General features: G+C 48.9%; 11 protein-coding genes. 7 read left to right on the top strand and 4 right to left on the bottom strand.

All coding sequences use genetic code 11. The features are described 5' to 3' along the window. Positions 1-94: 94 nt before the first annotated feature. On the top strand, positions 95-1,186 hold the full coding sequence (citC, locus tag ACSTTG_RS09650) for a [citrate (pro-3S)-lyase] ligase (RefSeq protein WP_438474648.1): 1,092 nt from the start codon (positions 95-97) through the stop codon (positions 1,184-1,186). Positions 1,187-1,309: 123 nt separating this feature from the next. Here the strand turns inward: citC and metE are convergent, their stop codons facing one another. Further along, complete coding sequence (gene metE / locus ACSTTG_RS09645; RefSeq protein ID WP_438474647.1) at positions 1,310-3,598, bottom strand: 5-methyltetrahydropteroyltriglutamate--homocysteine S-methyltransferase; 2,289 nt, start codon at positions 3,596-3,598, stop codon at positions 1,310-1,312. Between the two features lie 104 nt (positions 3,599-3,702). Between metE and ACSTTG_RS09640 the strand changes: the two genes are divergently transcribed. Then, complete coding sequence (locus tag ACSTTG_RS09640) at positions 3,703-4,587, top strand: LysR family transcriptional regulator (RefSeq protein ID WP_438474646.1); 885 nt, start codon at positions 3,703-3,705, stop codon at positions 4,585-4,587. 39 nt (positions 4,588-4,626) lie between these two features. Here ACSTTG_RS09640 and ACSTTG_RS09635 read toward each other — a convergent pair whose 3' ends face one another. The 3 genes from ACSTTG_RS09635 to citX all read right to left on the bottom strand — a co-directional run bounded on the left by ACSTTG_RS09635 (position 4,627) and on the right by citX (position 7,371). After that, positions 4,627-5,298 (bottom strand): DUF1826 domain-containing protein, encoded by a 672-nt coding sequence (locus tag ACSTTG_RS09635; RefSeq protein WP_438474794.1) that lies wholly within the window; start codon positions 5,296-5,298, stop codon positions 4,627-4,629. A 2-nt stretch (positions 5,299-5,300) separates the two neighbouring features. After that, complete coding sequence (gene zigA / locus ACSTTG_RS09630) at positions 5,301-6,515, bottom strand: zinc metallochaperone GTPase ZigA (RefSeq protein WP_438458663.1); 1,215 nt, start codon at positions 6,513-6,515, stop codon at positions 5,301-5,303. Positions 6,516-6,816: 301 nt separating this feature from the next. Continuing rightward, positions 6,817-7,371, bottom strand: coding sequence for a citrate lyase holo-[acyl-carrier protein] synthase (citX, locus tag ACSTTG_RS09625; RefSeq protein WP_438458664.1), 555 nt, complete (start codon positions 7,369-7,371; stop codon positions 6,817-6,819). Between the two features lie 251 nt (positions 7,372-7,622). Here citX and ACSTTG_RS09620 point away from each other — a divergent pair, with 251 nt between their 5' ends. The 5 genes from ACSTTG_RS09620 to ACSTTG_RS09600 all read left to right on the top strand — a co-directional run bounded on the left by ACSTTG_RS09620 (position 7,623) and on the right by ACSTTG_RS09600 (position 13,736). Beyond that, a complete protein-coding gene (locus ACSTTG_RS09620) occupies positions 7,623-7,910 on the top strand; it encodes an OadG family protein (protein ID WP_438474645.1) in 288 nt (95 codons plus the stop codon). A gap of 18 nt (positions 7,911-7,928) precedes the next feature. Next, on the top strand, positions 7,929-9,740 hold the full coding sequence (oadA, locus tag ACSTTG_RS09615) for a sodium-extruding oxaloacetate decarboxylase subunit alpha (RefSeq protein ID WP_438474644.1): 1,812 nt from the start codon (positions 7,929-7,931) through the stop codon (positions 9,738-9,740). A 9-nt stretch (positions 9,741-9,749) separates the two neighbouring features. Further along, positions 9,750-11,054 carry a sodium ion-translocating decarboxylase subunit beta gene (locus tag ACSTTG_RS09610; RefSeq protein ID WP_438474643.1) on the top strand — a complete coding sequence of 435 codons (1,305 nt, stop codon included), beginning with the start codon at positions 9,750-9,752 and terminating at the stop codon, positions 11,052-11,054. A gap of 95 nt (positions 11,055-11,149) precedes the next feature. After that, complete coding sequence (locus ACSTTG_RS09605) at positions 11,150-12,829, top strand: ATP-binding protein (protein WP_438474642.1); 1,680 nt, start codon at positions 11,150-11,152, stop codon at positions 12,827-12,829. Between the two features lie 100 nt (positions 12,830-12,929). Continuing rightward, positions 12,930-13,736 carry a hypothetical protein gene (locus ACSTTG_RS09600; RefSeq protein WP_438474641.1) on the top strand — a complete coding sequence of 269 codons (807 nt, stop codon included), beginning with the start codon at positions 12,930-12,932 and terminating at the stop codon, positions 13,734-13,736. Positions 13,737-13,907: the final 171 nt, after the last annotated feature.

Here is a 13,907-nt window from a genome sequence, read left to right as displayed (position 1 = left end):
TAATAAAAGTCTACTAATGGGTTTGATGCGTGTCATGTATTTGCTAGAGGGCAATTAGGATAATAAATTCGAGATCAGCGAAAGAGACGCAGCCGTGCTTGGAATGTATCAGTTTGAGAAGGTCACCAATGGCAGTAGCCGGAAAATGGAGGTCGTGCGCCACTTCCTAGATGGCATGGGTTTGGGGGTGGACGTTGATGTCGAACTGTTTGTCATTGCTTATCAAGATAATCAAATCGTCGGGTGTGGTGGGTTGGCAGGTAATACGCTTAAATCGATTGCGATTGACGAGCAACACCAAGGTCAAGGTTTGTCCACCAAGTTACTGACAGAGTTGGTGACCATGGCGTACGACTTACAGCGCTACAACTTATTTATCTACACTAAACCTGAAAATTATCAGATGTTTCATGCCGCTGGTTTTTATTTATTAACTTCGGTAAAAGATCGCGTGATCTTAATGGAAAACAGCAAAACCCGTTTGCGCCGTTATTGCAACAAGTTGGCTGGGCTGCGTAAAGAGGGGCAGAAGATCGGTAGTATCGTCATGAATGCCAATCCTTTTACCCTTGGTCATCGCTACTTGGTAGAGAAAGCCGCTAATGAATGTGACTGGGTGCATCTGTTTGTGGTCAAAGAAGATAGTTCATTTTTTACCTACCCGGATAGACTAAAGATGATTGAGGTGGGGGTTGAGTCTTTCGGCAATGTGATTGTCCATCCGGGCTCAGACTATATGATCTCAAGAGCCACCTTTCCGAGTTATTTTCTTAAAGATGAAGGGGTGATTAACTTCGCTCACACCGCGATTGACCTTCAGCTTTATCGCAGTTATATCGCTCCGGCATTGGGGATCACGCACCGTTACGTGGGCACTGAACCGATTTGTAAAGTCACCCGTTTTTACAATCAGCAGATGCGCCAGTGGTTAGTCACGCCAACGTTGGAAACGGACCCCATCGAGTTGGTTGAAATACTTCGTCAAGAGGAAGGGGAGCTACCGATTTCGGCCTCATTAGTGCGTAATCTGCTGTTTCAAAAGCGCTGGGAAGAGATCAAGCAAATTGTCCCAGAGAGTACATACCAATATCTACAGGGACTGTTTCGCGAAGAGAAATCAAGCTATCAGACTAAGCGCCAGAAAGTGATAGAGAAGGGTATTCCTCGCTTGCAAATGGAGCATTAGTCTCTAGAGCAAAGTCATATCAATGAATTGACGATCACCCCTACGAGCGACCGTCAACATATTATCAATAACGCAGCGATACGATTAATTAATCATGCTTAAGCATATCGCTGAATATGCTCATCACGCAGTTGTTGCACCTTGTGCGCGCAACAGCTTCGCTGCTTCAACCATATTAGCCAATGCTGGCGTCACCTCAGCCCATTGACGAGTCTTCAATCCACAGTCTGGATTGATCCACAATCTTTCGGCTGGAATACGTTGTCCTGCTTTATTAATCAAAGAAACCATCTGTTCAACCGCCGGTATATTGGGTGAGTGAATATCATAAACACCGGGACCAATCTCATTTGGATAATCAAACTGCTCAAACACATCAAGTAAGTCCATATCTGAGCGCGAGGTTTCAATCGTGATCACATCGGCATCCATCTCGGCGATGGCCTCAATAATGTCATTGAATTCGGAGTAACACATATGGGTGTGGATCTGGGTTTTATCACTCACTCCGTTAGCCGCAATACGATAAGATTCTACCGTCCAGTCGAGATAGTCCTTCCACTGCGACTGGCGCAGAGGCAGACCTTCGCGCAGTGCCGCTTCATCAATCTGGATAATGTTGACTCCGGCTTGCTCGAGGTCTTGAACCTCTTGACGAATAGCTAATGCCAGCTGTAAGCATGACTCGCTACGAGGTTGATCATCACGAACAAACGACCAGTTCAAGATGGTGACAGGACCGGTCAACATACCCTTCATCGGTTTATCGGTGATCGATTGAGCATAGCGCGTCCAGTCAACAGTCATCGCTTGTGGACGGCTGATATCGCCAAATAGGATTGGTGGCTTAACGCAGCGCGAGCCGTACGATTGCACCCAGCCAAACTGGCTAAATGCATAGCCCTCAAGCTGCTCCCCAAAGTACTCGACCATATCATTGCGCTCGGCCTCGCCATGCACTAGGACATCGAGCCCCAACTGCTCTTGTTGGCGAACTGAAAACTCAATCTCTGCCTTCATTTTGGCGGTATATTCTTCGGTCGAAATCGCCTGGTTTTTATAGGCGCGGCGTACCTGGCGGATCTCGGTGGTTTGTGGGAAAGAGCCTATTGTCGTCGTCGGATAGAGCGGCAGTGGCAAGGTTTGTTTTTGCAGTTGAGCACGCGTCTCATAGGGAGAGTGGCGCTTGCCTAGCGAGGCATTAACCGCTTTAAGCGCTTGCTTTACCGAAGGGTTGTGTACCCGTATTGATTGCGCACGTCTTGTGAGAGCATCAGCATTCTCTGCCAATTGACTGGCAACCGCGCTACGACCCTGTTTTAGCGCTTTGCCGAGCACCTCAAGCTCGTTAAGTTTCTGTTTTGCAAACGCGAGCCAGCTTACGATCTCGGCATCGAGCTTTTCTTCACTCTCAAGGTCAACCGGGACATGCAGCAGTGAACATGAGGGGGCAAGCCAAAGTCTTTCACCAAGTCGCTCGGCAATCGGCTCCAACCAGTCTAGGGTCGCGGTTAAATCGGTTTTCCAGATATTGCGCCCATTGATCACTCCAAGCGACAGGACCTTATCCTGTGCCAGTTTGCTGATTACCGTGTCCACTTCTTCCCGCGCACGAATCGCATCGATGTGCAGTCCATCAACGGGTAATGAACAGGCGATATCGACGTTTTCAGCCAGAGTACCAAAATAGGTGGCGACGAGCAGTTTAGGTTGGCTCGTGGCCAGCGCTGTGTAGGTTTTGGTCAGCGCTTGTTGCCAATTTGGCTCAAGTTCAGTCACCAATACTGGCTCGTCAATTTGCACCCACTCTGCTCCTGTTTGAGAAAGCTGGTTTAGAAGCTCAAGATAAATCGGGATCAATTGATCAAGCAACTGTATGCGGTCAGAGTTATCTTTTGCTTTGCTCAGCCACAAATAGGTGACTGGACCAATAATGACTGGCTTGGCCTTAACTTGGTTTTGCTGAGCCTCCTTTAGCTGCTCAATCAGCTTATTTGCATTCAGTGAGAAGTGTGTGTCCTTAGTTACCTCGGGGACGATGTAGTGGTAGTTGGTGTCAAACCACTTGGTCATCTCGCCGGCATGAATCTGGTTTTGTGCCGTATCCTTGGCCGAGCGACCGCGCGCGAGGCGGAAGTAGTTGTCCAGATCGCTACCCTCAAGGTCACGCACGCGCCGTGGCAGATTACCGAGTAAAAAGCTGGTATCGAGAACATGGTCGTAGAGCGAGAAGTCTCCAACAGGTGCGAGGTCGAGGGCGCTTTGTACCTGCCAATTTTCGCTGCGTAGGGTGCTTGCAGTGTCATGTAATGCTTGTGCATCCGTCTCACCACGCCAAAACTTCTCTAGGGCAAATTTAAGCTCACGTTTTGCGCCGATGCGCGGAAATCCAAGATTGTGTATAACGGCCATGTCGTTTCTCCTTTAGTCTGGTTTGGAAAAATACTAATGGAGTCGATTAATTAAAAATAATGGTATAAATTAATCAAATGATTAGTTTTGTTCATAGGTTAGGGATGATTGAACGGATCCATTTACGCATATTGCGCGCGATAGAGACTGAAGGTTCATTAACGGCAGCGGCAAAGCGTTTATACCTGACGCAATCTGCGTTGACGCATAGTATTAAGAAACTAGAGCAGCAAATTGGCACACCTTTGTGGACCAAAGAGGGGCGAGTGCTTAAGCTGACATCCGCGGGGGTGTATCTGCAGCGTGAAGCGATGAAGTTGCTGCCTCAGTTGGAGCGTGTCGATCAAGTCCTGATGCAGTATGCGAGTGGTGAGAAGGGTACGCTGCGCATTGGTATGGAGTGCTATCCTTGTTATCACTGGTTGCAGCAAGTGATCCGCCCTTTTCTGGCTCAGTGGCCGGAGGTGGATATTGATATCAATCAGCGCTTTAAGTTTGGTGGGATCGCCGCGCTGTTCAATAATGAAATCGATATCTTGATCACCCCTGACCCAATCCATCGCACCGGTCTGACCCATTTTCCAGTGTTCCTTTATGAGCAGGTATTAGTGGTATCGAGCGAGCATACACTTGCGCAAAAAGATCATATACAGCCTCATGACTTAGAGATGGAAAACCTCTACACCTACCCGATAGAAAAGGCCCGCCTTGATGTTTACCAGCAGTTTTTGACCCCGGCAGGGTGTCAGCCTCGACGGCATAAAACCCTAGAAGATACCGATATGATTTTGCAGATGGTGGCGGCAGGGCGAGGCGTGACAACACTGCCGCTTTGGCTCGCCGATGAGTATAAAAACACATTGCCTGTAGAGTCAGTACGACTGGGCGCGGAGGGCATCAGTAAAGAGATTAATATCGTGACCAAAGACAGCACCATCGATAATCACTATGTACAGGCAATTATCGAGTTAGCGCAGAAAACTCGTTAGTCTAAATCACAATAGTAACTCGGCGATTGTCATCATCGTTTATCGCATATCTAAGGTCAGCAGCAGCCGTGGTTTGCTGTCAGTGACCACCGGTGAGCGATGCACCAGTCCTGCACCCTCATTTCCTTCCCAGCGCTCACCTTTAAGCAGGGCCACGTCGCCTTGATTAAGCTGACTAATGCTCTCGTGTGAGTGGTAGAGACCAGAGCTGTGGTCAGGTAAACCCTGACTGCCATGCCCGAGCTTGTCGCGATCCACTGCTGAGTTTTGCAGCCACTCGATCGCCACACCCGTATAGGTGGTGACCAGCCGACAAGGAACATTATCCACGTGAAAGCGCGGGCACATCGCTCCGCTTAGAACGGCTAGACGCAGTCCAACTTGGTCTAGCTCGAACAAGCAGCAAAACATATCAACAAGATGGGCCATATCACGCATTAGCGCTGTATCTGCCTTACCATCAGTAGCGTACACGAGATCCTCATAGGCTGTGTCTGGAGACGTGGATATCGATTTTTCGAACTGGGGCAGCATAGTGGTAAACTGCTCAGCTGCGATGCGAATAGGTGTGTCAAGACGACGCTGCCAGATGGCAATATTGACCGTGTCATGGTAGATATCAGTCAGCGCTGTGGGTTGCTGGCCCATCGCCGCCGACTTGAATATATCGTCCTTTGGGAGCTGTGCTGACGGATTGTCAATTATCATCATGGTCATTCCTCTCCCTCCCATGCTGCAAATGGATCCTCGAAGTGGCGCCAAACGGACTCGCCCAGCGCCATCTCGTCATCAGTCAATAAGCAGGCCTCTAGCGCCCGGACAAAATGCTCGGTATCGAGATCTTGACCGATAAACACCAGCTCCTGGCGCATATCCCCGTAAGGCTCTACCCACTGTTGCTGGATAGAGTTGAGATAATTCTCATCGGTAGGCCACTCCGATTCAGGCACGGCTTTCCAGAACAGGCCAGCAAATCCATATCGGGCAATGCCACCCGCCTGACTCCATTGTCCCGCGTATTCGGGGCGTGATGCGAGCCAGAAATACCCTTTTGAGCGAATTAAGTTGCCGTAGTTTTCGGTATTGTGCAAAAAGTGAAAAAAGCGCTCAGGATGAAACGGTCGACGCGCTTTAAAGTTGAAGCTAGCGATGCCATATTCCTCGGTTTCTGGGATATGTTCACCACGGATCTCTTGCAGCCAACCTGGAGCGAGCTGCGCCTCGGCGAAATCAAATCGGCCCGTGTTGAGGACTTCATCAAGGGCAACCTCACCTCCCGAGATTGGGATGATCTTGGCGCGGGTATTGAGCGTCTTGAGCACCGCAGTGAGCTTGCTGATATCGTGAGGCTCAACGAGATCGGTTTTACTAATCAAGATGACGTCGGCAAATTCGACCTGATCAACCAGTAAATCTGCCACGCTGCGCTGATCGTCTTCACCGAGTGATTCACCCTTCTCACTGAGTGACTGTGCTTGCTCATAGTCGACGAGAAAGTTCACCGCATCGACGATGGTAACCATAGTGTCCAAGCGAGCAATATCAGACAAGGATACGCCCCTATCGTCGGCAAAGGTGAAGGTTTCTGCTACTGGAAGGGGCTCAGAAATCCCCGTCGATTCGATAAGAAGATAATCAAAGCGCCCATCTTGAGCAAGTTTGCCAACTTCAACCAGTAAGTCCTCTCGAAGCGTGCAGCAGATACAGCCATTACTCATCTCAACCAGCTTTTCCTGGCTGTGATTGAGGCTCACCTCTTGCTGGATGATGGCAGAATCAATATTAACTTCACTCATGTCATTGACAATAACCGCGACTTTTTGGCCGTCACGATTGTTCAATATGTGGCTTAGGACGGTAGTTTTGCCTGCGCCGAGAAAGCCAGATAATACGGTGACAGGAAGAAGGTCGGGGAGTGGGGATTGCATTTTTGGCCTGCAGTGTTGCTTGTGTTGTTATGTTATAACGTAGCATGTATTGATGGGATCACAACTTCAGGTATCGTGGAGAACGTTTTGACGCTCAGGAGCGGGGGAACTTTTCGGCGAGCGAGCCTTTTGGTGTGAATGGCAGATTAATCGCTTTCGCAGAATGGGTTGAACATTTATCCTCGTTAATAAAAAGGTAAGGCGTAATGCCTTACCTTTTGTGAATATTTGCGTGTGGCAACCGAACAGGACGAATATCGAATGGGAAGGCGAACTTCTCCACAACTATAAGATATTAGCGTCAGGCACCAACGGCTTCTTTGTTTGACTCGTCAAACGAGACGAGGTAATTACCCAACATCGAGACGATTTGATTCTCCATCGCTTCAGGCGAGTGCTTATGAGCCGCGGCACAAAAAGAAGCGGCATTATTACATAACACACAACGGCGCGGTGACAGTTCCGAAGCCTTACGCGTGATCATCTTGCCTTCTCTGTTGAGTACATCAAAATTGAATAAGCCGCCAAGTGCATGCTGGTTTTCTATTTTGATCATAGCCCTTTTTAATTCCGTCGAGGCTGCACCAGAAATAACCATTAATAGCCCACGTCCATTAAGGTGCTGGAAACATTCACTTTCTAGCACCTTATAGTTGTGCTTTTCGAGTGTGCGATGCATCTCTTGATAAGCGAGCGAGAAGATCTTTTCTGCAACTTCACTGTTCGCCATGTGTTCGGGCACAAACGTCGTCAATTTCAGTAGCGGTAAACGGTACTTAGATACCCAGATATTTTGTCTATTAGTGTGTTGCCAAGCGCTATCGCATTGGTCTTTGGATTTTTTGTTATCGAACATTGGCGCCTCCATTCCTAGCCGGTTAGACAGTATTTTAAATGAGCAATTAAATTAAAAATGCGCGTTGGAAAACACTTTTAGATGGTAATTGTTTACTAAATGGTTTTTATGCTCAAAACCCCTTGTTTAAATAATCTTTAGTAGCATTTCTATTAAATTCATAAACACCATTTAAGTAGTTTTGTGGCGCTATTTGAATGATGTGCTTCACGAAGTTCATTGAATAATCAGAGTTAGACTGGTAGCGATTAATGAACAGTGTGCAGAGAATGATCATGAATGAGAGCCCAATAATTTTAGAAGGCATTACCCTGATGTCACTCGGCATGGGGTTTGTCTTTAGCTTCCTTGTTCTGATGGTAGGAGCGACCCGTCTGCTATCCGCCATCGCAATGAGACTCCAGCCCGTAGTCCCGCGAGCTTCGCCAACTTCTCCTCCTATAGATACATCGGATGACGCCGTTGTTGCCGCCATTAGCGCCGCGCTTCATCACCACAAGCAAAAATTAAACAAGAGCCATTTAGGCCACCAAGCTTGAAATTATTAAGGATGAATTATGCCCAAAGCAGTTAAACCCCTTGGTATCACGGATGTGGTACTCAGAGATGCCCACCAGTCTTTATTCGCCACCCGCATGCGTATTGATGACATGCTGCCGATTGCCGCTAAGTTAGATGAAATTGGTTATTGGTCACTCGAGTCTTGGGGCGGTGCAACTTTCGATTCTTGTATTCGTTTTCTAGGGGAAGATCCTTGGCAACGTTTACGAGAGTTAAAACAGGCCATGCCAAATACCAAGCAGCAGATGCTGTTCCGTGGGCAGAACATTTTGGGCTATCGCCATTATGCCGATGATGTGGTGGATAAGTTTGTCGAGCGCGCTGTCGTCAATGGGATGGATGTGTTCCGCGTGTTTGATGCGCTAAACGACGTGCGCAATATGAAGCAAGCCATTCAATCGGTGAATAAGCAGGGCGCGCACGCTCAGGGCACGATTTGCTACACCACCAGTCCAGTACACACCATGCAGTCATGGCTCGATGTTGCTGAGCAGCTGGTGGAGTGTGGCGTGGATTCCATAGCAATTAAAGATATGTCTGGGGTGATGGCTCCATATGAAGCGTATGAGCTGGTTTCGACGCTAAAGAAAAAACTCGATGTTGAGCTGCATCTTCACTGCCACTCTACCGCAGGCATTGCTGATATGACGCTATTAAAGGCGATCGAAGCGGGTGTGGATCGTGTCGATACGGCGGTCTCCTCAATGAGTGGCACCTATGGCCATCCAGCCACTGAATCGATTGTTGCAGCGTTAAAAGGGACCTCAAGAGACACTGGGCTGGATATTAAGAAAATCGAAAATATCGCAGCCTATTTCCGCGAAGTTCGCAAGAAATATCATGCGTTTGAGGGCCAGCAACGGGGTTCAGACTCCCGTATTTTGGTGGCTCAAGTCCCTGGCGGAATGCTGACCAATATGGAAGGACAACTCAAGCAGCAAAACGCGCTGGATCGCATTGATGAAGTTCTAGAAGAGATCCCGAAAGTGCGCCAAGACTTGGGTTACATTCCCTTAGTCACGCCCACCTCGCAGATCGTGGGCACCCAAGCGGTGATCAACGTCATGCTGGGCGAGCGCTACAAAACCATTACCAAAGAAACCGCAGGTGTGTTGCGTGGCGAATACGGTGAAACACCCGCAGCAGTCAACCCTGATTTGCAGCAGCGCGTACTGGAGGGCGGTGCGCCAATCACCTGTCGTCCCGCCGATCTGATTGAGCCGGAGGTGGAGAGCTTGACGTCAGAGGTTAAAGCGCAAGCTAAAGAGAAAGGAGTAACATTGGCTGACAATGCCATCGACGATGTGCTTACTGTTGCTCTATTTGATCAAGTGGCTTGGAAGTTCTTGGAAAATCGCAATAACCCGGAAGCGTTTGAGCCAGTACCAAGTGCAAGAGAGAGTCAGCCAGAGCCTGTACCGGCCAAACCGGTGGCTGAGAGTGCCGTTTACACAGTGAACGTGAATAACAAAGCCTATGTGGTGCAAATTAATGAAGGTGCTGACCCTGAGGTGCTTGCGGTGAGCGATAAAGTTGCTGCTGCGCCACAAGCGACTTCGGCTGCTGCGCCAAGTCAGGATAGTCAAACCGGAGACACTGAAACTGTTGCCGCACCTTTGGCCGGAAACATCTGGAAAATCCACGCCAAGGCCGGTCAGGAAGTCAAACAGGGCGACACCCTGCTGATCCTCGAGGCGATGAAAATGGAAACGGAGATCAAGGCGGCTCGCGATGGCAAGGTAGAGCACCTTTCTGTAGCCGAGGGTGATGCGGTTAAAGTCGGTGACGCTTTACTGGCGCTCGCTTAAGGAGCCAACATGGATAGTGTTTTAGCGCTAATACAAGACTTTGGTTTTCTGCACCTAGAATTGGGTCAGGCGATCATGATATTGGTGGGGATGGGGCTGCTTTACTTGGCGATTGTTAAGCAGTTTGAGCCGCTGTTGTTGGTGCCAATTGGCCTGGGTGGGATCTTAGCGAACCTGCCGGATGCCAACTTGGCGGTCAGTGCGGTCGAGGCAGCCATCCATGCCGGCAAGGGTGAGGTGATGGCCTCGTTCGCTTCGGTATTGCAGCTTGCTGACAGTACGCCTGAGGCGGTCAAGTATGCCTATGAGATGGCGACCCCGGAGCAAAAGATGCAGTTGCATCTATTAGCCCAACAGTACAACTACTCTGATGGCATGTTGTACACCTTTTACAGTGTGGCGATTGCATCGGGGGTTGGGCCATTGGTGATCTTTATGGGAGTGGGGGCAATGACCGACTTTGGTCCCTTGCTCGCCAACCCGAAGACCTTGCTCCTTGGCGCCGCGGCCCAGTTTGGTATCTTTGCCACGGTGCTGGGTGCATTGGCCCTGAGTCAACTGGGCATCATGGACTTCAGCGTGGCGCAAGCCGCAGCCATCGGTATCATTGGCGGGGCAGATGGCCCAACCGCCATCTATGTATCAAGCATGTTAGCACCGGAGCTGCTTGGGGCAATTGCGGTTGCAGCCTACTCCTATATGGCACTGGTGCCGATGATCCAACCACCGATTATGCGTGCGTTAACCACACAGGCTGAGCGTCAAATCGAGATGAAGCAGCTGCGCCAGGTTAACAAGATTGAGAAGGTCTGTTTTCCTCTGATGCTGCTGGTTTTGATTGCCATGCTCTTGCCTTCGGCCACGCCGCTGCTCGGCATGTTCTGTTTTGGTAACCTGATGCGTGAGTGTGGGGTGGTGGAAAGACTGAATGACACTGCGCAAAATGCGTTGATCAACATCGTGACGATCTTCCTTGGGTTGTCGGTGGGGTCTAAGTTGATGGCGGATAAGTTCTTGCAGCCCCAGACATTGGGCATTTTAGCCCTTGGCATTGTCGCCTTTTGTGTTGGCACCGCCACGGGGCTATTAATGGCCAAGCTGATGAATCGATTGTTCAGCGATAAGGTCAATCCACTGCTTGGCTCGGCCGGGGTTTCCGCTGTGCCGATGGCAGCACGGGTATCGAATAAGATAGGTTTGGAGGCTAACCCCCAAAACTTCTTATTGATGCATGCCATGGGACCCAATGTGGCTGGGGTAATTGGATCTGCGGTCGCCGCTGGGGTGATGATCAAATATGTCTTGGCCGGCTAATTGTGATTAATCGAGGCAAAACAGGGAGCGCGGCTTGCCTCCCTTTTTGTCGTTTTTCCACTTTATTTATCAAGTAACCAGCAAGCGAGGCGCGTATGTTAGCAAAGTCTTTAACTGCTATGGATAGACTCCAGAGTCGGATATCTTTTCGCAATAAAATCTTTCTGTTTGTGTTGGTCTCCATAGCACTACAGCTGAGCTTTATTGGCGTCAATCTGCATATTGTGGCGATGGATGCTTTGCAAGACCAAGTCGGCAGTAAGGCGCTGATCCAGGCCCGCGAAATTGCCACTGATCCACAAATGATTGCTGCGGTGAAACGCAAAGACACCGAGTTAGTTGATCAATTAGTTGAGCGACGTCGCGAGCTGACCGACTCAAATTTTATTGTGATTGGCGATGACAGGGGCGTGCGTCTCTCTCACCCAGTTGCAGAGCGCGTCGGGCAACTGATGAAGGGGCGTGACAATGAGGGCGCCCTGCTGCGGGGAGAATCATATACCTCACTCAATGAAGGTAGCCTAGGACTGTCCGTACGTGGTAAGGCGGCGATTATTGATCCGCAGGGTGAGATTGTCGGTGTGGTGTCGGTTGGCTACTTGATAGATCGCTTTGATCAATGGTTATTGGAGTATGCCCAGCCGCTAAGTATCGGGGTGGTTGCGGTGATCATTATTACGCTGGTTGTAGGGTGGGGATTCTCTACCCATATTAAGCGTAATATGAACGGCAAAGAGCCTGCAGAAATTGCCTTTGCTTACAATATGCGTAAGTCCATTTTGCGCTCGGTGTATGAAGGCATTATCGCCATCGATAAGCAAGGGCGAATACTGACCGTCAACTTTACCGCGTTAAAAATGCTTGGTACCGATAAACCGCCTAGAGCGCTGAGAGGCAAAGACATCGGTGATTACGTGAATCAGAGCCAGTTTTTCTTCCATGCCCCTTATGATGAGAACCTGAAGAATGAACTGATTAAAGTTAATGGTGAGGTCATGATTGCCAATCGGGTCGCGATTTATGACCAAGGGGTGTTAACCGGCTGGGTGGTGAGCTTGCGCAAGAAAGAGGAGCTGTCACTCCTGACCGAAGAGCTGACCCAAACCAAGCAATACACCGATAGTTTGCGCGCGGCGCGTGATGAGTATGAGAACAAGCTCTCGACCATCTGTGGTTTAATTGAGATGGGTGATAGCCATGCCGCGCTGCGCCTTATCTACAATGAACAGCATCGAAATCAAGAGACGGTTGACTTTGTTAGCGAGAAAATTCACTGCAAACAAGTCGCCGGGATCATGATAGGTAAGGCGGCAAGGGCAAGGGTGCTAGGTTTGGATCTGCATTTTTCTCCCGAGTGCCAGTTGGGCGAGCAAAGCGGCGCACTAGATACTAAGGAGCTGTGTGCGGTACTGGGTAATCTGCTTGATAATGCCTTTGAGGCGACACTAAAAAACCCCGACAGCAATAAAGTCGTTAGCCTACTGATCACCGATCAAGGCAAGGAGTTGGTGATAGAGGTTAAAGACAACGGTTGTGGTATTGATCCTGAGCTCGCCATGACCATGTTCAGTCGCGGTGTGAGCAGCAAAGAGGATGAGCAAAAAGGTGTCGGGTTATATCTGAGCAATCGCTATATCACTAACGCTGGTGGAGTGATCATGGTCGATGAGGTGCAGCCCAAAGGTACGGTTATTTCTGCGTTTGTGCCTAAGTTAGATAAGCCAAAAGTCGGCAATTTACCCGAAGATACCCAGGACCTAGAAGCAATTAACTAGTCATATGTTTTGATAGTAAGCGGTATTGCAGGATAACTTTTAACATAACTATCATACATCCAGGCTATAATTCGCGCTTTTTGAATCTGGGTGAAATAAAATGAATAGACTTAATGTATGTCATGCCGCCTCGTCAGCCCTGTTGTTATTAGCCACAGTCGGCTGTGGAAGCGAAGACAGTGCAAGTGTGGGCGAAAACTGTTTCAACGCCGATGTCTGGCGTGATGGAGTACATAAGGCCACCTGGTTGATTGAGGGCGTTGAAACGGGGCATCCGTATAGCTATACCCTGACCTTGACGGAGGAGTTTCGCTCAGGGCAGTACTTTAATGGCCACCATGATTTAATCTCGAAAGAGTTAATTGGTTATGAAATCTCTGAAGATGGGGTGATTGATGAGCCGGTTCGCTCATTCTACACCTATCTATCGGTTGATAAGGGTAATGGACGTGTGCTTACTGTTGGGTCACAAGAGTTCAAGGGTGATGAAGTCGAGCGTTGGTCTGAGTACTCTCCAGCTGCGTTTTATTTACACCACGATTTGAGTGTAGGCGATGTTGATAGTCAGCAGTCTTTTCTGGTCGAGTTCAGTCATGGCAGTGACCGAGAATACCACTCGGATATCCAAGAAAGTTTTATCAATAATGGCCTTGAAAAACTGAGTCTCGGTGACAAAAATCTGCGCTCTTGTCATTTTACCCACGATTCCCATACGTATCGTTACCTTGAGGATGGAAGCTTTGCGGAAGACTATATTAATCACAAGAATTATTGGTTAGATGAGCAGACAGGCTTGATGGTACAGATGGCGTTTGAGCAAGAAGGGAAAGATCCGCGCGAATCTGAAAGTATCTATGAGCTTTCGAAATTGCAATCGTACTATGTGGACGGCAAGAGAATCTTTTAACTGTAAGATATTGCAATATATGAGTCGATGATCAGCTCGCTAATAAGTTCAACACCCCCCCAAAAAAACTAGGCCATGGTTACGTTTGGCCTAGTTCTATTTGGTTTTCACGTGACTGATGAGTGTAAGCCTAGGTTACTGGCAAATCTGATTTCACGGTGGCGGTGGGAT

It is taken from the genome of Vibrio glycogenivorans, from assembly GCF_051660965.1.
Lineage (GTDB): Bacteria > Pseudomonadota > Gammaproteobacteria > Enterobacterales > Vibrionaceae > Vibrio.
The sequence above is the reverse complement of the archived record's forward strand: the minus strand, read 5'-3'. Positions and strand labels throughout refer to the sequence as shown.